Annotated in this window: 22 protein-coding genes and 1 pseudogene; 17 read left to right on the top strand and 6 right to left on the bottom strand. The window is 32.5% G+C overall.

Features of this window, described 5'->3' with window-relative positions:
* Positions 1-49 precede the first annotated feature (49 nt).
* On the bottom strand, positions 50-610 hold the full coding sequence (locus tag CO726_RS12930; RefSeq protein WP_099684504.1) for a DUF4236 domain-containing protein: 561 nt from the start codon (positions 608-610) through the stop codon (positions 50-52).
* An 824-nt stretch (positions 611-1,434) separates the two neighbouring features.
* Here CO726_RS12930 and CO726_RS12935 point away from each other — a divergent pair.
* From CO726_RS12935 to CO726_RS12945, 3 genes are all read left to right on the top strand, one after another.
* Positions 1,435-3,171, top strand: coding sequence for an S-layer homology domain-containing protein (locus CO726_RS12935; RefSeq protein WP_099684505.1), 1,737 nt, complete (start codon positions 1,435-1,437; stop codon positions 3,169-3,171).
* Between the two features lie 174 nt (positions 3,172-3,345).
* Entirely contained in the window at positions 3,346-3,660 is a 315-nt protein-coding gene (locus CO726_RS12940) for a PadR family transcriptional regulator (RefSeq protein ID WP_001078066.1), read from the top strand.
* Between the two features lie 16 nt (positions 3,661-3,676).
* Positions 3,677-4,285 carry a DUF2812 domain-containing protein gene (locus CO726_RS12945; protein ID WP_136699601.1) on the top strand — a complete coding sequence of 203 codons (609 nt, stop codon included), beginning with the start codon at positions 3,677-3,679 and terminating at the stop codon, positions 4,283-4,285.
* A gap of 937 nt (positions 4,286-5,222) precedes the next feature.
* Here CO726_RS12945 and CO726_RS12950 read toward each other — a convergent pair.
* The 3 genes and pseudogenes from CO726_RS12950 to CO726_RS12960 all read right to left on the bottom strand — a co-directional run.
* Positions 5,223-5,840: pseudogene (locus CO726_RS12950) on the bottom strand (asparagine synthetase B family protein); the annotation flags it as partial.
* 137 nt (positions 5,841-5,977) lie between these two features.
* Complete coding sequence (locus tag CO726_RS12955) at positions 5,978-6,496, bottom strand: DJ-1/PfpI family protein (protein ID WP_099684507.1); 519 nt, start codon at positions 6,494-6,496, stop codon at positions 5,978-5,980.
* Positions 6,497-6,708: 212 nt separating this feature from the next.
* Positions 6,709-7,164: a hypothetical protein gene (locus tag CO726_RS12960; RefSeq protein WP_099684508.1), complete on the bottom strand. Its 456-nt coding sequence runs from the start codon at positions 7,162-7,164 to the stop codon at positions 6,709-6,711.
* Positions 7,165-7,365: 201 nt separating this feature from the next.
* On the opposite strand from CO726_RS12960, the gene CO726_RS12965 reads away from it, so the two are divergent.
* From CO726_RS12965 to CO726_RS13015, 11 genes are all read left to right on the top strand, one after another.
* Entirely contained in the window at positions 7,366-7,677 is a 312-nt protein-coding gene (locus CO726_RS12965; RefSeq protein ID WP_098760695.1) for a heavy metal-binding domain-containing protein, read from the top strand.
* Positions 7,678-8,465: 788 nt separating this feature from the next.
* Positions 8,466-8,720 (top strand): acyl carrier protein, encoded by a 255-nt coding sequence (locus tag CO726_RS12970; RefSeq protein WP_098760694.1) that lies wholly within the window; start codon positions 8,466-8,468, stop codon positions 8,718-8,720.
* A gap of 38 nt (positions 8,721-8,758) precedes the next feature.
* A complete protein-coding gene (locus CO726_RS12975; protein WP_099684509.1) occupies positions 8,759-10,150 on the top strand; it encodes an aminotransferase class III-fold pyridoxal phosphate-dependent enzyme in 1,392 nt (463 codons plus the stop codon).
* A complete protein-coding gene (locus tag CO726_RS12980) occupies positions 10,150-10,572 on the top strand; it encodes an acyl-CoA thioesterase (RefSeq protein WP_098276129.1) in 423 nt (140 codons plus the stop codon). Before CO726_RS12975 ends, CO726_RS12980 begins: the two co-directional genes overlap by 1 nt.
* Complete coding sequence (locus CO726_RS12985) at positions 10,572-11,063, top strand: 3-hydroxyacyl-ACP dehydratase FabZ family protein (protein WP_099684510.1); 492 nt, start codon at positions 10,572-10,574, stop codon at positions 11,061-11,063. The genes CO726_RS12980 and CO726_RS12985 overlap by 1 nt, the downstream gene beginning before the upstream one ends.
* Positions 11,057-12,196: a beta-ketoacyl-[acyl-carrier-protein] synthase family protein gene (locus tag CO726_RS12990; protein WP_099684511.1), complete on the top strand. Its 1,140-nt coding sequence runs from the start codon at positions 11,057-11,059 to the stop codon at positions 12,194-12,196. The genes CO726_RS12985 and CO726_RS12990 overlap by 7 nt, the downstream gene beginning before the upstream one ends.
* Positions 12,169-12,711 carry a beta-ketoacyl-[acyl-carrier-protein] synthase family protein gene (locus CO726_RS12995; protein ID WP_099684512.1) on the top strand — a complete coding sequence of 181 codons (543 nt, stop codon included), beginning with the start codon at positions 12,169-12,171 and terminating at the stop codon, positions 12,709-12,711. The genes CO726_RS12990 and CO726_RS12995 overlap by 28 nt, the downstream gene beginning before the upstream one ends.
* A 27-nt stretch (positions 12,712-12,738) precedes the next feature.
* Positions 12,739-14,136 (top strand): AMP-binding protein, encoded by a 1,398-nt coding sequence (locus CO726_RS13000; protein WP_099684513.1) that lies wholly within the window; start codon positions 12,739-12,741, stop codon positions 14,134-14,136.
* A gap of 20 nt (positions 14,137-14,156) precedes the next feature.
* Complete coding sequence (locus tag CO726_RS13005) at positions 14,157-14,867, top strand: thioesterase II family protein (protein WP_099684514.1); 711 nt, start codon at positions 14,157-14,159, stop codon at positions 14,865-14,867.
* 272 nt (positions 14,868-15,139) lie between these two features.
* Positions 15,140-15,787: a nitroreductase family protein gene (locus CO726_RS13010; protein WP_099684515.1), complete on the top strand. Its 648-nt coding sequence runs from the start codon at positions 15,140-15,142 to the stop codon at positions 15,785-15,787.
* A 444-nt stretch (positions 15,788-16,231) separates the two neighbouring features.
* Positions 16,232-17,143: a DMT family transporter gene (locus tag CO726_RS13015; RefSeq protein WP_099684516.1), complete on the top strand. Its 912-nt coding sequence runs from the start codon at positions 16,232-16,234 to the stop codon at positions 17,141-17,143.
* Positions 17,144-17,308: 165 nt separating this feature from the next.
* On the opposite strand, the gene CO726_RS13020 is transcribed toward CO726_RS13015, so the two are convergent.
* Entirely contained in the window at positions 17,309-18,301 is a 993-nt protein-coding gene (locus tag CO726_RS13020; protein ID WP_099684517.1) for a zinc-dependent alcohol dehydrogenase family protein, read from the bottom strand.
* Between the two features lie 148 nt (positions 18,302-18,449).
* On the opposite strand from CO726_RS13020, the gene CO726_RS13025 reads away from it, so the two are divergent.
* Together CO726_RS13025 and CO726_RS13030 are read left to right on the top strand one after the other, a co-directional pair.
* Positions 18,450-18,644 (top strand): hypothetical protein, encoded by a 195-nt coding sequence (locus CO726_RS13025; protein WP_099684518.1) that lies wholly within the window; start codon positions 18,450-18,452, stop codon positions 18,642-18,644.
* A 226-nt stretch (positions 18,645-18,870) separates the two neighbouring features.
* Positions 18,871-20,214 (top strand): hypothetical protein, encoded by a 1,344-nt coding sequence (locus CO726_RS13030; RefSeq protein WP_099684519.1) that lies wholly within the window; start codon positions 18,871-18,873, stop codon positions 20,212-20,214.
* 74 nt (positions 20,215-20,288) lie between these two features.
* Here CO726_RS13030 and CO726_RS13035 read toward each other — a convergent pair whose 3' ends face one another.
* The gene (locus CO726_RS13035; RefSeq protein ID WP_000273536.1) at positions 20,289-20,429 is read right to left on the bottom strand and encodes a YflJ family protein; all 141 of its coding nucleotides are present in this window, start codon (positions 20,427-20,429) and stop codon (positions 20,289-20,291) included.
* 154 nt (positions 20,430-20,583) lie between these two features.
* Here CO726_RS13035 and CO726_RS13040 point away from each other — a divergent pair, with 154 nt between their 5' ends.
* Positions 20,584-20,946 carry a hypothetical protein gene (locus tag CO726_RS13040; RefSeq protein ID WP_098671137.1) on the top strand — a complete coding sequence of 121 codons (363 nt, stop codon included), beginning with the start codon at positions 20,584-20,586 and terminating at the stop codon, positions 20,944-20,946.
* The last annotated feature ends 12 nt before the right edge of the window (positions 20,947-20,958 follow it).

Raw genomic sequence — 20,958 nt, forward strand, 5'->3', positions numbered from 1 at the left:
CATATATTGTCGAAATGGAAATAAAAAAAGATGTTTATTTGAGCGTCTTTTATTTTGGGATTATAAGAATGCTTTCACATTTACGACAAGCAATCTTTTCTTCTTCAAAAATTAATAGATTTTCAGCATCACACTCTGGGCATACAACTGCAAATGGTGTTTTTATACTTTTATAGCATAAGTAAGAAATGACTGCCAGGATTAGAGCAGGTATAACAAGCATCATAATTAAGAATAGGGTCGCACAAACGCCTGCAATGATGGAAAGTGGCTTCATTAGTTTTCTACCCAATGAGTTTATTTGGCTATCCTTTTTACGAAAAGCAGTAACAATGTAAGTTTGGGGTTCTCTTACCGGATCAAATGCTGTTACTGTATTGTAATCTTGTTCATTTATAGTGGGATAGAAATTGTTTTGTCTAGGAAACTCGCGTTGTTTATAATAGTTGTTTGACTCTGCTATTCGTGGTTTATATGAGATTCCGGTGCCAGGTACATAAGTTGTTATTCTTGATTTAGGTGAAACAGCAATTCCTCCTGTACCTGTGTATGTAAAGTTAAGTTTCACACCTGGGGAAACTTGGATAATTCTACGAAACTTATAACCCATGATTTCGTATCCTCTCTATTAGTAGATTTCTTTACTAATTATAACAAACATTTTATCCTAATATTGATATATATGATTAAAATATAAAAATAATATTGCTTTTTACGGATTTAAGATACCCTTAGACGTCTCCTTTTACTTGTCTGTGTTAGACCAGGATTCAATTATTTTAAGAAGAGGTATCGTCACATGCTCATTAACCATCCCAAAGAGTAAAAAACGCTATCCCTTCCTATGATTTAAAGAAAGAATAGCATTTTTTTAATTTTATGGAGAACTAATTATTTCTTTTTTTATAATAAGAAAGGAAATTTATTATCATATTAATTAAACATATACAGATAAATGAGTACTTAAAAATAGGACTTTTATAGTTTCCAAAAAATAAAAATAGTATAGCTAAAAGTGATATTATGCTAATAATTAAATGATACATATATTGAGACTTTTTCTTCATTAATCATTCCTACCTTTCATTAAATATAAATATATATAGATTATATATTTATATTTAGGAGATTAAAATCAATAAAATATACCTAATTGTATATCTATATAGCAAGATACTATAGATGCCTTTTTGAAACTTTGTGAATTATGCGGCGTAGGATTGCTTGTATGTATTTTATAATTTCCTTTTGTTTATATATTCGCAAGTAAAATAGCATAATATTAATGCAAAAAAATATATTAATATGAGTTTTTGCATATTTTAAAAATTAGTATATCCTTCCAAAAATTTTAATAGTATAATATATTTTGTCATATTTTTTTAGATTTTTCGACAAAATATAAAAATAGAGAACGTATTGGGAGAAGGAATTATGTACACAAAACTATTAAAATCAATTACATCATTATCACTTATAGGTGGTGCTTTACTATGTACAAATGGCAGTGATGTGAGAGCGGCTGAGGCAGGTATTTTTTCTGATGTGCCTACATCGCATTGGTCGTATCCTGCGATTCAAGATTTAGTGAGCAAAAATATTATTTCCGGTTATGGAAATGGAAAGTTTGGTTTCGGTGATGTTGCGACGAGAGAGCAAGTTGCAGCTTTAATTTATCGTGCGCTGTTACCGAATAAGCAAGGTGGTACGTTCAGTAATGAGGGTGCTCGTTATGTATTACAAGATGGATCTACTTTAAATAATCCGTATCGAGATATTCGCTCAGGCTCTACATTGTTTCCAGAAGAAATTTTAACGTTAACGAAATTAGGGATTTTTAAAGGTGATGAAAACGGTGGATTTAGACCAAAAGATTCTGTTAGCCGTGCAGAAATGGCGCAAATTATTAAAAGCGCTTTCCAAGTTTCAGCTAAACAAAAGCATACATTTAATGATATTCCAAATGGATTTTGGGCAGAAAACGCGATTAGTGCAGTGCAGTCAAACGGGATTGCATCTGGTACAGGCGACGGGAAATTTGAACCGGCTAAAACGGTAACGCGCGAACAGTATGCACAGTTTTTATATAATGCTTTGAAATATGAAAAGCCTGCTGTTGTGATGAAAGATACAGGAGATGCTGCATTATTAGCAGCATTTAAAGATGAAGTACAAAAGCGTATTAATACATATGAAACGAATATTACCCTTCCATATAAAACGAAAAATGGTAATCAGGAAGAAGTAATGAAGACACTTTTCAATGCATATCAAGAAGTCGCAAGTAAAAATGAGTATACAAATTATAATAGATCGAATGTTTCATATAGAATTTCTGGATCACCTGGAAATTATACGTTTACGTTAAAGATTACATATCGTGAAACGAAAGAACAAACGGAATATGTAATGAAGCAAGCAAAGGCAATCGTTTCTTCTATTACGCAAGTTGGAATGGATGATCACGAAAAAGTGAAGGCGATTCATGATTATGTAGTAAAGCGTGTTTCTTATGATACGTCTTATAAAGCTTACACAGCATATGAAGCACTTGTAAATCGTTCTGCGGTTTGCCAAGGTTACGCACTATTAACCTATCAATTATTAAAAGAAGCTGGAATTGAGAATCATTTTGTAGTAGGAACTGGAGACGGTCAGCCTCATGCTTGGAATTTGGTGAAAATCGAAAACAAATGGTATCACCTTGATACAACATTTGACGATCCGGTGCCAGATGAACAAGGCCGCGTTACGTATTCATATTTCAACTTATCAGATGAGCAAATCGCAAGAAATCATGAGTGGAACAGAAGTGATTATCCGCAAGCTACAACAAATTATTATGATACACTGACAGGTAAAATCGCAGGGAGCAATGCTAAAACAGCTGCATACCAACAGATTTTAAAAGATACAAAGTTAAATTATTTAGGAAATGAATACATCGCAAACAACTATAATGAATTCAAAAACAAAATGCAGCAGCGTTATAGCACAAAGTCAGCAAAGATCGAAATCCTTTATAAGCAATCAATGGATGGCGCATTGCAAGATGTGAAAAAAGTAATTGGAGAAATCGGTTATCCGCAAGGAGCGAACCGTGTTTCTTATAAAGCTGAACCGTATAATGCGAAAGAAGGATATTCTTTAGTGACAATTACATTTATGTAGTGAGAATAAGCAAGGGTAATATGAAAAACGCTATCTTTTAAAAAGGTAGCGTTTTTGTTATGGGTTATAAAGTTACTCTTGTATTTGACATATACAGTCTAACTGTATAAAATGAAAATGTACAGTTGAACTGTATAGTTTAGCTATATATTTATCGTTACATTGGAGGTCTTTATGAATAGAGATAAAAATTTACCATTAACGGAAACAACGTATTACGTTCTTTTAGCTTTATTAGAGCCAGCACATGGTTATTTAATTATGCAAAAGGTGGAGGAACTGAGTAATCATCAAGTGAAAATCGCAGCGGGTACATTGTATGGGGCGGTTGAAAATTTATTAAAACAAGGGTTAATAGAATCGGTAAAAAGTGAAGATAAACGGAGAAAAGTGTATGTCATTACGGAACGTGGGAAAGAAGTATTGCATTTAGACTTTATGAGAATGCAGCACATTATTGAGGTTACAAAAAGTTTATTACACGTATAGTTAGGGGGAAACGATGATGTGGAAATTGAAATTCTTTTTAGACTTTGAGAAAGAAGAAAAATGGTTAGAAGAGATGGCTTGGAAAGGCTATCATCTAGAGAGTAATACATTTGGTTATAAATTTAGAATTGCAGAACCTGAGGATGCGACAATTAAAATAGATTATAGAATATTTTATAGACGAAGTGATTTTATTAATTACTGTACGTTATTTGAAGATAGCGGCTGGAAGCATATAGCTGGTAAGTGGTGGGCAGGTACGCAATATTTTAAAAGGGTAGATGAGGAAAGTGAAGATGACATTTTTTCAGATCAAATGTCACGAGCGGGGAAGTATAAACGTTTATCTAAGACATGTTTAGAATTAGCAATATGTTATTTACCGATGCTAATCCTATTTATGTTTACTAACATAGTTCATTTAGGAGCGTTTGTAAATCCGAAAGAACTATACTTAACGCCAGGATTATGGGATATGCATGGTGCAGCATTTTTAGGATCATTGTTATTTGAAACGCCATTTGCATTAATGAGAGGCATTTCATGGTTATTTATCCCAGCTGCCATTAGTATGTTTTTAGTTTTCTCATATAAAGCGAATAAGTTGTATGAGGAGAGAAAATGATAGGAGAAATCCCCTTAAAGCTGACGCTTTGAGGGGATTTTTAAAATTTATAAATAGGTTAATAGGTGATAATTTACATTAATTCCTTTTATTTGTGTTTGGGTGTGATATAATTTTGATAATATTCCTTAGGAGGATGATTATCATTCATACACTTTTAGGTATTATTGGAGCAATTGTTTTACTCGCTTTTGTTATCCACCCAGGCGTCCCAGACAAACGTGTCCCTCTAAAAAATAAACTGGCAGTAATCTTTCCATTGATTGTTATAGCCGGTTTCATTTCCTTGTATATATAAACAAATAAATAAAAAATATTTTATTTCTCAATAAACAAAACAACTTAACGTGGTAAAATAATAGTTGGATGGGAGTCCAATACATATTATTAAAATTAAGATGGTTCAAGTCGGAGGAAGGCACCTTAGGGTGTTTTTTTCTTTTTTGTAAAAAATGGTGTATTAGGGGCCACCATATCAAAAAAGAAAATTGTACGTTTAAACGCATTTTAGATACAAAATAACCGATTCCTTATGCGTTAAGAAACCGGTTATTTATTTCCCTACTTTTTTAGAGAGCTTTTTCTTGTAACGGTCTTAAATGATTGATTTAAGGCTATACACTTAAATCATAAATAAAAGATAAATGCAAAAAGGGAAATGAAAAATATATTATTTCTACTATTATAGTGGCAGTAACATACATATACAATTCTAATAAGTAATACAATTAAATTGGATTTATTCAACGAAAAAGTAAATTTGGTGCCCACAATTTACTTTTACTTCTTTTATTTTCATGAATATGTATAATTACATAAAATTTCAGAGAAAAAGAGAGTATACTTTCATATTGTGTAATAAAGATAAATCCCGCCTACGGAAATAGGCGGGATTTTTAACATATAAAGAAAAGACAACTTTTAAGGTGCCTTCCTTTTACACTGTCATAGTTTCATGGAATGAGCTCGTATCAAATTTGTGCTCTATATAAATTTGATGCCAAATCATAAACGATAAGACCGTCCAAATTTTACGGCTGTAGTCACCTTTTCCAAGGCAGTGTGCTTCTAATAGATTTAAAACATAGTTCTTATCAACTAAGTAATCAGTTTCGCTCTCTTTAATAATTGTTATAGCCCGATCATACATTTCATTTTTTAACCAATGACGAATGGGTACAGGGAAACCTAGTTTTTTACGGTTTAACACATGATCGGGAACAATTCCTCTCACTGCTTCGCGTAAAATATGTTTAGTTGTACCGTTCGCAATTTTTAGATGCGTTGGAAGTTTTGAGGCAACATCAAAGACCTCTTTATCTAAGAATGGAACACGAAGTTCTAGAGAATGAGCTAGTGTCATTCTATCGGCTTTTACAAGTATATCACCGCGCAACCATGTAAACATATCGATATACTGCATTTTTTCTACATCATTATAGGAAGCAATCTCATTGTAAAGAGGCTTTGTAATATCCTTAGTTGAAAGTTCTCTTGAATGATTATATAAACAACCTACAAAGCCACACATACTGTTAACCTCTTCCTTTTTAAATGTGAAAATTTATATTCTGAAATGACATTCTACGATGAGAAAAAATGCTTTTATATATCATTAAGTAGTTCCAATAAACAATTATTCATTTAAAGAGACCCTAGAAAATTATTTTCTAAGGCTTCTTTGGATAAAAGTTATTTTAATGTTGTTACTATACTTTCTCCAAATTGCATAGCACCTGCAGGGCCATCACTAGTAATGACATCATCGTGAGCAATGACATGCCCGGAGATATATTCTACATTATTTTCTTTCAATGCATGAATCATCACGTCTACTGGATAGCAAGTTGCCTTTCGTCCAGAAAGTAAACCAGTTTGGCTTACTACTACAGAACCAGCACAAATCCCTGTTACAAGAACTTTTTGATTATAAGCCTCTTTTAAAAAGTTTATTAATAGTTGATTTCCCCATAGATGATCTATCGTACCAGATCCCCCGATAACAGCTACAACCTCATAATTACGAGCTGAAACCTCAGAGAATGTAATGCTTGAGTGAGCTTTTCCTTCATAATCACCTGCGATTTCTCCAATTACTGTGCTGGCGATCGTTACCTGAATTCCTGCAGCTTCTAATACTTCTTTTGGCTGAAATAATTCTTCCTCATTGAATCGTTCTGGTGGAATAATAAATAGTGCTTTCTTTGTCATCATATGTACCCCCTTGAAGTGAATGAATATTAAGATTACATATAGGTTAACTCTGAAAATTATAACTGTAAATAATGCACTTTTTTGTAAGGAAGTTACTGGGAAGTTACTATTGTAAGGAATAGGGGGGATGGGACATACACTGCGAGTTGCATGAAGAGAGAAAATGATAAAAAGAATCCCCTCAAAGCTTAAGGGGACCTTTTTTACGTTTAGAAAAATTTCTTCATCATTTTAACATCTTCAATATTCACTATCACACCTTCAACTTTACCTTTCTTCTCATCTTTAGCAATTGTAATTTGCTCCTTATTATCAACCCACACAAGAAACTCTTTTTTTGAGTCATCTTTATATGTAACGGTTATAGTAGAATGCACAGATTCTCTCTTTTTCTGATCTAGTGTGATTGCTTTAGGGGGGCTTTTTTGAACGGCTGAAACGATAGATTTTATCATTTCTTCGTTATCTGTTTGAGATTTGGAAGTAGTATGATTTGTTGTTTTCAGTATTTCAATATGTGTAATATTTGCGGAGTTTAATTGAAAGGTATTTTGTGTATGTTCTTGCTTAACTTGTGAAGTTTTATCTGTAGCCGAGGTGCTTGTACAACCTATTAAAGTGAAAGATAGAGCGGTTAGAGCGCATATAGATATGATTTTTTTCATAGTATCCCTCCTTACGCTTAATTATAACAAATTTCTGTAAATTCGTGCGGTTATTGTAAGAAGAAGGTAAAATAATATTTCACTCTTACAAAACTGTCACATTCCTGTAAGGTAATTCAATAGATTCGTTACTTTTTCCATGTCATAATAAAGACATGAGAAAGCTAATCAAAAATTATAAGTTATAGGAGAGTGTCAGTCATGATTGTAACAACAACGTCTGGAATTCAAGGTAAAGAAATTATTGAGTATATCGATATTGTAAATGGTGAAGCTATTATGGGTGCAAATATTGTCCGCGATTTATTCGCTTCCGTTCGTGATGTTGTCGGTGGTCGTGCTGGTTCTTATGAAAGCAAGCTAAAAGAAGCTCGTGATATCGCAATGGGTGAAATGAAAGAACTTGCACGACAAAAAGGTGCGAACGCTATCGTTGGTGTTGACGTAGATTATGAAGTAGTTCGTGATGGAATGTTAATGGTTGCTGTAAGTGGTACAGCTGTACGTATATAAGTAAATAAACAACAGGCTCACCCCTCAAAGCAGAAGCTTTGAGGGGTTTTTTTAGGGGAAATATTCGATTGGATAGAAATGAAGTAGTGCAAATTATATTTTGAACGGACATATAGAACGCTAATTATTATCTGAATCGGAAAAAGAGCATGTTGCAAATGTTTCTTATTTAGATAACGTGATGTGTAACTGATTTTTTAAAAAATAAAAGCTTTTTCTTTAACAATTTCAATGCATAGTATTAATTAGCGGAAAATGGGGAATTTTGAGAAAATTTTTTATCAACTGGATAAATTCCCCTAATATTTTTTGAAATGAGTTTTTTACTTTAAAGTATGGATTAAGATACGATTCGATTCGATGAATAGCGGTTTGAAGAGATTATAAAGCTTCTTTCTATTTTGAAGAAAGGGGTCACCTTAAAGTGTAAATGAGGAGTAGGGATAATAAAAAATAGAATATTCAATTTAGGTAGAAAAATGAATATTTTATTTAGCAAAAGGCGCTTCGGGCGCCTTTTTATATACCAAGATGCTTTTCAATAATCTTGGCATATAGCGAGGAATTAATAGTTAGTAGAGATTTTTCTCAATAATCCTCAAAAAAAAACATGGTAGAATTTAGAATATATTGATGATTCTTACTTTTGTGGCGGAATGGGGGTACTTTAAAGACGGTATTTATTTAATTATTAACTGGAATCTTCAGTATAAAAGGTTTACATGAATGCAAGAGATTTAAGTAGATTTTTTAAATTTAAAAATATAAATAAGAAAAGGTGGATTATTATGGAAATCGAAAAAAAAATAAAGAAAATATTAGTTTCTGAAATCTTTGTAGAAATTCCTGAGGAAAATATGGGGTTAGATGATAGTTTAAGAAATGAATTTGGAATTGATTCACTAGGATTTGTAGAACTTCGAGTGAATTGTGAAGAAGAATTTGAAGTGAAAATTTCGGATGATGATTTTACTCCAGAAAATTTCCAATCAATTAATAGTGTTGCGAATTTAGTACGAAGATTACAGCTTGTGAATAATTAGATCATTTTGTATATGTACAAAAGAAGGGATGATTTTTTATGTCTAATACAAATACCTATAATTCTTCAATTGCTGAACTAGATTCTATATTATTAGGTCAAAAAATTCACTTTAATCATTACGGGAATAGTAAAATGCCTTTTGCTTGTTTGAGTGCAAAAGGTATTTCACAAACATTTATTAAAATAGACGGAGAAAATATTGGTGAGACTTTTGAGGTTCTTGATGTGAGTGGTGGTTATGGAAGCGCCTGTTTAGGTGCTTCTCACCCCGTGCCAAAACAGGCGCTTATAAGGGCGGTAGACAATGTAGGGTATGTAACGGATGAGATCGCGTCTAAAGAACGCTCGCAACTTTTGGTGAATTTGCTGGGGCCAAATGGATTATGGAATCAATATTTTCCAGAATCTAGCTATCATGTGAGTGGTCGAAATTCGGGTTCTGAAGGAATGGAGTTAGCTCTAAGATTAATTTTAGAATCTCGCTTCGATACAAGAAATCTTAAATATAAGCCAGGGCTTGAAGAAAGAAATACAATCTTAGCCTTTGAAGGCGCTTGGCATGGTTGGACAAGTGGATTAGTTCCTTTACTAAACAGAAGACATTATCGGATAGGATTACCAAATACGTCTACGAGTGAACCATATGGCGTCAAAATAGATCATATACCATTTGGTGATTCAAAAGTATTAGAAGAATATTTTCAAGAAAAAAAGGATCAACTTTTAGCGGTTATTGTGGAACCGATTCAAGGGGATGCAGGAATTATTATTCCTCCTGAAGGATACTTACGTCACTTATCAGGTTTATGCCAAAGTAATGAAACACTGCTAGTTGCGGATGAAGTATTGACGTTTGCAAAGACTGGTAAATACTTCGCGATGAATGATAAAGAGGGACATATTCCAACAGATATTACTGTAATCGGAAAAAGCCTTGGAATGGGAGTCCTATCTACTTCAATGGTTATTGCAAGAAAGGATTTAACTATCCGTAGCTCTGGTGGCGTGTCTACGTCAGATTTACGTCCTATAACGTGTGCTGTCATTAATGATGGCATTCAATTTGTTGAAGAGGCCAAACTTTTGAGCAATGCGATAGAATTAGGGGAATATATTAAGCAATTAAGTGCTGAGCTAGTTTTAAAATTCCCTGGTGTTTATCAGGAAGCCCGTGGTATCGGTGTAATGCATGGAATCGAGCTAACGGAAAAATCTACTGCTAAATTAGCAGAACTGAGAAATTGTATAATCCGTAATGGTGTATATGTTGAATTTATGGCTGGTGCAGGAAGGCGTTCTCATGGAAAGCGTTATATATATCCAACGATGAGAATAGCGCCAGCACTGATTTCGACAAAGCAAGAAATTCAAACTGTATTTGAAAGATTATCTACAGCTTCTAAAGAATTTGAAGGGGTTATTATTTGATGCAGAAGTTATCCATATTAAATAAACGTGTAGAACATCTTGATACGGATGCATCGGGAGTGGTTCACTTCTCTAGGTATCCATCTTTAATGGAAACTGCGGTGTTGGAAAATTTAGATAATCTTAAAATTGGTATGCATGCGCTTGAATCTGAGCAATTAGATTTAGTAGTAAGTGAGATGAAGATTAAATATTTATCTTCTGCTTATTTTTTAGATTATCTTTTGATTGATATTCAAATTAATCATATTGGTACGGCAAGTTTTAAAATTACAGGCGAAATTTATAGACAAGAACAAAACGACGAAAAGACTTTATTATCAAGTGCAGAGATGACATACGTAATTGTAAATAAATGTAGTGGGGCGGTTTCACGTATGCCAAGTTACATGAAAAATACTTTGAAGGAGTGTTATGTTTAATGAACGTGACTACTGAAAAAAAAGCGAATACAATTGGATTTACTGAGCTCAAAAAATGGCTTCGTCATCGACACCCAATGATTTATATTGATCGCGTATTAGATTATGAGCCGAGTGAATATTTCCAATGTATGATGTCTGTCTCAGGTACAATGGATTGTATTGCGGGTCACTTTCCTGAAAGAGCAATTTTCCCAGGGACCCATCTTACGCAATGTTTTGCTCAAGCTGGAATTGTATTTTATCAACTAAGTACAAGTCCTTTAGAAGATGATGAACTGACTTTAATAGGATCAGTAAAAGCTAGATTTCTGAAGGTTATTGTGCCAGGAGACCAAGTGATTTTTAATTTGAAATGTGAAGGAATACAAGATAATAATAATACTTTTATTTTTTCTTGTAGGGCAACGGTAGATGGTAAGCCAGTTGCAGCGTTTAAAGGAACTTTAGTTCGTACTAAGATTGATACTTTAGGTGAACAATTATGGTAGAAAAGAATGGTGAATTACCGATTTGTATTACTGGAATGGCTTGGACGACATCATTAGGTTCTGATCTTGATAGTGTATGGGAGAAGTTGTTGGATGGGCATACAGGTATATCCTGTATCCCTTCTGCTTATCCTCTTCGTAATAATTTGGCTGCGGCAGTTTCGGATATCTCTCTCGAATATAAAGAAAATGAACGTCAGCAAATTTTAGCAGTTAAAACACTAGTAAGTGCTTTAAATCACGCTCATTTGGAATTTAATGATAAAAATATTCAAATTATCCTTGGTACTAGTTTTGGTTCTCATCTAGATGATCCCAGCTTTAATTCCTTACATGAATGGGCAATGAATATCTCAAATGAAGTAGGAGCTTATAATCCTCCTATATCATTAACTACTGCATGTTCATCAGGGTCTGATAGTATTTTAGTAGGTGCTGAACTAATAAGGAATAAAAAGAAGGATATTTGTATTTGCGGGGGAGTAGATATTTTAACAAATAGTAAACGTCTTGCTCACTCGGCCTTAGGTACTATGTCTCCAAACTTTTTATACGCTTTTGATGAAAGACATGATGGAATGCTGCTTGGAGAAGGAGCGGGTTTTCTAGTTTTAGAATCCTATGAATCCGCTATAAGACGCTCTGCCACTATTCATGGTTATTTAAAAGGTACAGGAGCATCTAATGATGCAAGCGGGATGACATCACCAGATATGACTGGTGATAGTATTATTCTATCAGTTCAACGTGCGTTAAAGGATGCGGACTTAAATGTGGAGGATATTAACATTGTTAATGCTCATGGATCAGGGACCCCTGTTAATGATATGGTTGAAAAAACTAGTTTACATCGACTCTTTGGGGATGGAAATAAACAACCCGTTGTTTTTGCAACGAAAGGAGCTTTTGGGCATAGCTTAGGGGCTACAGGTATTTTGGAGGCCATCTCTGTAATTTTAGCTTTAAAAGATGCAAAAACACCTCCAATATATGGATTACAAAAGCCTATGGAAGAATTTTCATTACCTTTATCTATTCAACAACCACATTCGTTTGAAGGAAAGGTTGGAGCGAGTTTGACATTAGGATTTGGAGGGTTTAATACATGCTTAATATTCGAAGGGATCGATTAAATCTTGATATTTTTAATAATCAATTCACTCACGTGATTAGTTGTGAAGAATCAATAAGTACAGATTTGAATACAATCAAAAAAAGTGTACCGTCTATTTATGCAGATCCGGCAAGTTGGTTAGTGTTAGATGCTTTAGAAAAGGCGATCAAAACTTGTAACATAGATATTGAAAAGGATCGAATTGAAGTCGGGGTAATAGCTATAAGCGCACAATGTACCAAACATACAATGCATAGAATTGCTAATCAAGTAAAAGGTGGTAGAATATCCCCTATTCGCTTTGCGGGAGCAAATCCTGGTTCGTTAGCTGGTTTACCTTGTATTATATATGGATTTAAAGGACCATCATTAACATTTTCAATGTTACCGAATGATTGTTTAGAAACGGTAAATACGCTTTCTATTTCTTGGTTCAGGCAAAAAATAATTCGATTTCTTATTGTAAATTGCTATGAAATAGATGATCGCAATAACCATATAGCTACATCTTTTATTATTCAAGGATTAAAATAGCTATATATTTTAAAAGGAGGTAAGTATATGAATAATTCACTATACAAAATTCCCTTTTGCAAAACAGAAATTGAAGAATTTCTTAATCAAATTATAGATAGTGATAATACAGAAAATTCTGTAGAATTTGATGAAATATTAAAAGAAATTGTTAAAACAGAAATTAAACCAGGTTCAGTTATTCTTATTGCTCTGCCAAATAGTAAAACTTTGGTTCAATATTATTTTGCTACTTTATTAGCTGGTGGAGTACCAACATTGTTGTCTCCGTCAACTTCATCAAGAAGGATAATGGAAATTGCCAATAGTTTAGGTGCAACAGCTATAATTGCTCCTAAACTAGCGGATTTTGTATCTTATTGTGAAAAGAATTATTCTATTGGCGATTTTAGAATGTCCTTTTTTAATTTGTTAAATAAAAAAATATATTCTCCTGGTGATGTTATTATTTTAACTTCTGGCACTTCAGGTATCTTGAGCGGTTGCCTTCATAATATTAATTCTTTAATATGTAATGCCCAAAGACATACAAAGTCAGTAAATTTAGTGGAAAGTGACATACTATTAATAAACTTACCACTGTATTATTCCTATGCTATGGTTGCTCAAATGCTAGCAGCTTTTGTTAGAAAATGTAGGTTAGTTATTTCAGGCCCCCCTTTTACACCGAAAAATTACATTCGTTTACTAGAAAAATATAAAATTACGATTTCATCTATTACACCTTTATTAGTTAAAAATTTATTAAAATCCAACTGTGGAATTCCTCATTCGTTGAAGACTTTAACTGTTGGTGGGGATTTCCTACATCCTACATATACACAGCAACTTCTTAATTTATATCCTAATCTAGAATTATATTTAACTTACGGGTTAACTGAAGCTGGGCCTAGAGTTGCTACTTTGGCAGCACATAATGAACCGGTAGAAAAGTTTTCATCTGTTGGGCTACCGATGGAGGGAGTGGAGGTATCTTTAAAAAAACTCAATATGGATGATAATTCTGGGGAATTAATTATTACTTCAGATACCATACTGAAGAAAAAAGTTGGTCGAGATTTTAAAGGGAACCCAATTGTTGGACCAAATACTATAGCAACTGGAGATCTTTTTGAAATTGATTTAGATGGTTATCTATATTTTAAAGGGCGTATTTCAGATTTTATTATTACTAATGGAGAGAAAGTTTCTCTTTCCTCAATTAGAAATTTAATAAATTCTTTACCTGGTGTATATAAGGTTACAACGCAACCTTACCAAGTAGAGGAGGGAGAATATAAATATGATTTAAATATATATATAGATAATGAAGATTTATATATGAAAGAAGAACTAAAAAAAAGTATTTATCAATTACTTTTGCGTAATGAAAGGCCTTATGCAATTCACGTCTATCCAGCACAAGCTATTCAAGCTCACAAATAACTGAAATGAGGTAGATATCTTTGTTTAAGTTTAAAATGTTCTGTTTTTCACATGCAGGCGGTACAGTGAGACAATTCTATAAGTGGAAAAGACAACAACAATTTGATATTGAGATCATTCCTATTGAATTGGCTGGACGTGGAAGTAGAGTAAAGGAGCCTTTTTACGAAAATATGGAATCTGCTGTTCAAGATTTATATAATAAAATTGTTAAACAAATTGATGAGACACCATATGTGATTTTAGGGCATAGCATGGGCGGAATATTAGCATTTGAAATAACAAAAAAAATCCAACAGAGTGCTCACAATTTACCGATATTTGTAATAGTTTCTGGTAGAAGGCCTCCACATATTATAATCAATCAGTTTCCGGCTTCCCATTCAGAGCATGATATAAAGGAGATTCTTACAAACTTGAAAAAAATAGGGGGAGTCCCTGAAAATCTAGGGAATTCTAGTATATCTGAATTGTTTTTACCAGTATTAAAAGCTGATTTAGAATTAATACAAACGTATGACTATTATTTGAATAATATAAAATTAAACGCTCCACTTCTCATATTGTATGCAAATAATGATCCCCTTACAAAAGAAAAGCATATAGAAGAATGGGATTGCTATACAATTAAATCATGTGAGTTCATTGAATTTGAAGGGGATCACTTTTTTATTTATAAAGAAAGGGATAAGGTGTTGGGGTTAGTTTCTGAAAAGTTTGCCAATCTATAGAGAGATAATATTATGAACTAAATAGGTTTATCAACACATATTGTTTTTTTCTTACTCTAGTCATAGGATTGCATCTCATGTCTAGACTATTCTTTATATTTGTACACGCTAGAAATCTTATTGGTGCTATTAATGTTTCTATATAGTAAGCTAATAAAATTTCGTTAAAATGTTATTTTTTTACTTCTCGTATTCCCCTATAATTTTAATCTCAAGTGAAGGGTGGATTTTTTAGTTTAATTAAAAATGGGCTTAATAGGAGTGAATTTTAAATGAGTATAAACAACGAAAACAATGAGAGAATGGAACAGACTTTAATTAAAAGACGTTCCATTCGCAACTATGACCCTAGTTACGTTATTTCTAAAAATGAAATAAATGAAATTATAAAAATAGCTTCTTATGCACCCTCAGCATGGAATCTTCAGCACTGGAGATTTTTGGTGATAACCACAAAAGAGAGTAAAGAAAAGCTCTATTCTATTGCTAATTACCAAAAACAAGTTTTAAATGCTTCTGTTCAAGTTATTATTTTAGGGGATCTACATGCGTATGAAAATTATGCCAAAGTATTTTCACCATTAATGAAGTCGGGATTTTTAAGTGAAGATATTTATAAAAAAACTGAAGGTGATATTCATTCTTTTTATAAAGAAAACTCTGAAGCTATGAGAGATGATGCAATTCGAAATGCTTCTTTGTGTGCAATGCAATTGATGATAGCAGCAGAATTAAAAGGTTTAAATACGTGTCCTATGACAGGATTTAATTCTGAAAAGCTTGTGCAGGAATTTTCAATTCCAAATCAATATATTCCCGTAATGATTATTAGTGTAGGTAAAGCGATTAATCCGGCAAGAAGGACAATACGCCTTCCAATTAAGGAATTGATTACATATGAAACATTTGAAAATAAATAAACTTAGTGATAGATTCTCACAATATAAGTATATGTAAGGTATAATAAAATGAAAGAAAATATCTCTTTTTTATGAAAAGCTATAATAAGAAAGACGAAGTAGGAACCGAGATTCTATTGAATCAGGGAAAATACTTCGTCTTTAACTATATTGTATTTTTAAAATGTAATTATTACTAGTTTGTATTATTTTATAATTTTTATAAAAGCTATACTTTAATTGCACAAGGTTAAGCTGTATTCTAATAGTTAGTAGTTTAAACAAATGTTGGGAAAATCTTAGGAAGCAGTAATCCATTTTAGAAGTAGCGAAATGAATTTGCTCAAACCAAGTTTTATAAAGAATCAATTTACCTATTTTTCCATACATATAATAGTTTTTTGTCTGTATGTTTAATAAGTAACAATTTTACAATTTATTTTTTATAGAAAGAGAAGTGAAAATATGTCCCGTCTAAAAGGAATAATATTGATTATTGTTGGTTCTATCTTATGGGGGGTATCAGGCCCGATGATGGAGTGGGTTTTTGGTGTAACTAAGATGTCTGTCCCTTTTTTATTAACGATCCGTTTAACAGTAGCTGGAGTATTATTATTATCTTTTTCATTACTCGCAAAAAAAGATATTTTTGCTGTTTGGAAATCATTCCCGTCAGCAATGCAGCTGATTTTATTTAGTATAATTGGTGTACTAGGATTACAATATGCTTTTTTAGGAGCAATTGATGCGAGTAATTCTGTTGTTGCGACACTTTTCCAATTTTCAGCGCCAATTATTGTTGTATCATATATTTCATTAAAAATGAAAGAATTACCGCCGCGAAATCAAGTTGTTGGGATTATTGGAACATTAATTGGTTTATTTTTATTATTAACCAACGGCACTTTGGATAGTTTATTAGTTAGTACAAAAGCAATTGTTTTTGGGATTGGACTTGGGTTTACTTATGCATTCTATACATTGTACCCTACTCGTCTTATGAAGGAATGGGGGATTTTAATCATACTAGGTTGGGGAATGTTTATAGGAGGATCTGTTATTGGAGTAGCTATTCAAATATGGAATTCGAATGAATGGGTATTCTTTGCTCGTGTAGACATAACTTTAATGACAATTGCACTCATTATTTTCGGTACAATTGCATACGCATTCTTTTTAGCTAGCTTAAGTTATATTAGTGCTGTAGAAACAAGTATATTATCAAGTGTAGAGCCTTTAACAGTAATGATCGTATCGGTTATTTGGTTTGGGAAAACATTAGAAAATGTCCAATTGATTGGTGTTGTTTTAATGCTTCTTTTTGTTACATTGCTTTCTTTAAGTGGTAAAAAAAGTGAAAAGATGGTCATAAATTAAACGCATTTTATCTAATAAGGATGCGTTTTTATTTTTTGCTCATGTATTTTTAAAGGGGATTTAATATGTATGGTATGTAAAACATAGGAAATTATATACTCCTATGTTTTACATACCATATGTTCATTAATTGGGGCTCTTGAAAAATTAATTTATTAGCCACATTCAATAGCTCGTTAAAAACACTTTTCCCTTTGTTTTTTCAGCAGACTGCACAACATTAACCGCCGTTTTCACATCCGCTAAGTCATACGTAGAATGTACTGTCATGAAACGTAATTTTTTGTCTTCTACTAACTGGATTAAATGACGAAACGTTTCTTGCCATTTATGAGGTGATGCTTCTTTATTCCAATGTCGTAAATGAAATATGTTCGCGTGTACTTTTGCTTTCGTGACAATCTCTGCCCAGTTTACTTGTACGCCTGATAAAAGACCGATCGTTAAAAAGTACCCGTTTGGACATAAAGAGAAAGCTAATTCATTTCCATCCGGTCCCCCGATAGAATCAATTGCCGCATCTGCACCGATTCCGTTCGTCAATTCCATAACGGTTTCATAAAGCGGGGCAGTGGAAGTATCAATTACATATTCGGCACCAAGGCGCAGTAACTCTTCTGTATGTTTACTATTTCTTGTCACGGCAATGAGTCGGAAGTTTAAAATTTGTGATAACTGCGCAAAAAGATGACCAATAGCGGATCCACAAGCATTTACTAATAAAACATCATTACGTTGTAAGTTTAGTGTTTCTGTACATGTAACCCAAGCCGTCAGAGGGTTAATATACATTTGTGCCGCTGTGAAATCATTAATGGAATCAGGAATAGGTACTATAAAATCTGCTGATGTTTTCACATATTCTTGCCAAGTACCTTCCCCGCGTAACGGTAAAACACGTTTACCGATAAGGTCTCTAGAAACAAAAGCTCCTACATCTTCTACAATACCAACACCTTCATAACCCGGTATGTTAGGTAACGGAATTCTATGTGCATACGCTCCCGTTATGGGAATTAAGTCAGACGGGTTAATTGGTCTAACTAACATACGAACGAAAACTTCATTCTCTTTTAACGGTTCTATATTTTTATATTCAACTTGTAATACATCTTTTGGGTTGCCAAACTTGTGAAATTGAGTGCATGTTCCGTGCAAAGTAATTTGCCCCCTTAGTTTGATTGGGTTTATTATAGCATTTTTGGTTTGAGGGGTTATTTTATTCGGAATAGATTAGGAAATGAAATAGGAAGTGACGGAGTATATGGTATATATCGAATCATTTCGTGAAAGGAGGGATGATATTATGTTGAACAAAAAGGCAGATGATGAAGTGGTAGTTATTGATATGATGCAAATAAAATCAGATTTTACAGTGATAGAAAAAGAAACACGTTTAATTACTAAGAGACCAAAAAAAGCGCAGGAATTACGTAAGATGATTGGGACGCGTACCGCTGGTGGGAGACGATTAGTAGAGTTATATAAAGAGGATAAATAATATGTGAGATGTCTCCTATGAAATAATCTGTATAGTTCTATTTCATAGGAGATTTTTTTGAGTATTTTTTATAATATAAATTATATCCATAGTTGGGTAATCTTAATAATTAAATTATAATAATATATAGATTTTTGATTTGATATTTTGTAGTCAAATAAATCAAGCGTTAGAAGTGTGTTATTAAAATATGGAATGAACATTATTTTATAAAGGATGTGTAAAGGTGAGTTTTATTAATTCTTTTTTTGAAAAGAAATTTGAACATGCCCAGAGTTTATTTTTTGATGTGAGGTTTTTATTTTTCGGTTTTACTCTTATATCGTCTTTAGGTTTTCTCATTGTGTATAGCTTTTTGTATGGATATTATTTTAGTGGGGATGAATTTTTTCAAATCTCAAATTTTAATATAGTATCCAACTTGATACCTTTTAGTATACAAACTCTAACTATTACTTCTATATTTTTTATTTGTATTTATTATATAATTTCAGCATCCATTCCTTTAATGCGCAAAAATAAGGAGAAAAAGGGAGCTATCTTCATTTTATTAGTTTTAATAATCTTTTTATTAAATTTTTTTATAACAATGTTTTTTGCTAATGAGATTACATTCATTAGTATGTTAAGTTTTGCTTTTATATGGATATTTGTAGGCTTTACACTATGTTTTTTATATACTATTAATATAGCGGAAAAACACCCAATTCTAATGATAAGTGCGGCTGTGCTTCAGTTTTTGCTACTAGCCTTTATCGGACAAGTATTAAGCGTTATGAAATTATTAGACGAAAGTATATACATGGAATTATCTACCGTATTATTCATTCCATGTCTTTTCATTACACTAATAATATTTCGTCATTACCATAGTAAGAAATGGTTCAATTTTATAAGTTGCTTACCTTTTTCTATTATAATTTCTATGCTATTATCGTTGGGTTTAGGGGAGAATAATATAGTATTTTTTTCTGAAAAAGCGATTTTTATTGTAACAATGCCAATTTTACATTTTGCTATTTTGAAAATAGTTAAACTAACTCAGAAAAAGATAGAAGAAAAGGTAAAATTAGGCGCTAGTGAGAAAAGCGAAGGAGAAGTCGAAGAGAAGCAGGAAGAAAATAAGGAAAAGTCTTTTGAAAATAATTCGATTTTGTATATAGTGATTTATAGATGTTATAGTGTTCTTTCTAACAAAGCTAATAATGTAGTGAGGTTAGTAATTGGACTTGTACTCTTATTCGCTTTTGTTTCGTTACCCAGGTTCTCTTTATGGAGTGGACAATTCATAAGAATAATAAACCAACCGTTTGAAAAAACAATTAAAATTACTTATGTAAATCAGTCGGGAAAAGAAAGTGATTTATTTGGGAATTATTACATGGAAAATAATTCGACTTTATATATAGCTAATAAATGTTGGGAATTAGAGGTTGTAAAACCCATTAATTATCATATTAAATCAGTAAATAAGGAAGATGGAGAGAACAAAGAAAATAAGAAAATGTGCAAGAATCAAAATTGGTTTGATATATTGTTAAATAAAAAAGAAACTGTATCAAAAAATTGATACAGTTTCTTTCACATACTATATAAAATATAGCTTTAATTATGTTGTAATAACGAAAATGAATTGTTTACCTATCAAGCCGAAGCCTTCTTCATTCTCTCAAGTAAACTAGACAACACATGTGTACGATACGATTCTAGTTTTTTACCTTCATAAGTACGAATACCTAATTTTTTAAGTTCTTTTACATACCAACCTTTGCTTCCGAAATACATGTGATCGCTCCCCTTCAACTTTGTTTTTATTTGTTCTGATTGTACTTGGAGGTACAGGTAATATAATGAAGGAAATGAATTTCGCGCGAAAATGATTAACTTTGTTGCAAAAGACATATATACTAAAGATAGTATACAACGAGGTGGACAAGACGTGATTATAGAGAAGCACGAAATTCAAATTGACCAAATTACGAGTGGTAAAGTGAATATCTTTACTTTCTATAGAAATAGAAAGCAAATTGATGATCATTTTTTACGATTGCAAGAACCATCGCTTACAGCAAACTACTTCTACCATTTTCATTTTGATGTAGAGAGTTTGCATCTACTGCAGAAAGAGTTTCCGAGCGTATATCCGTACGACGGTAGTGAAACGATTCACGACTGGACGGAAAAGATGAAAGCAGAATTGCAACATCAGATCCAAACAGGAAAATGGAATAAACGCGTACGTATCGGTAATCGCATTCTAGATGTGGTGTTTACGTGGTGTGACGAAGATATAGTAGAGTGAAAAAGAAGCGGA

The organism is Bacillus fungorum (genome assembly GCF_002746455.1).
GTDB classification, from domain to species: Bacteria; Bacillota; Bacilli; order Bacillales; family Bacillaceae_G; genus Bacillus_A; species Bacillus_A fungorum.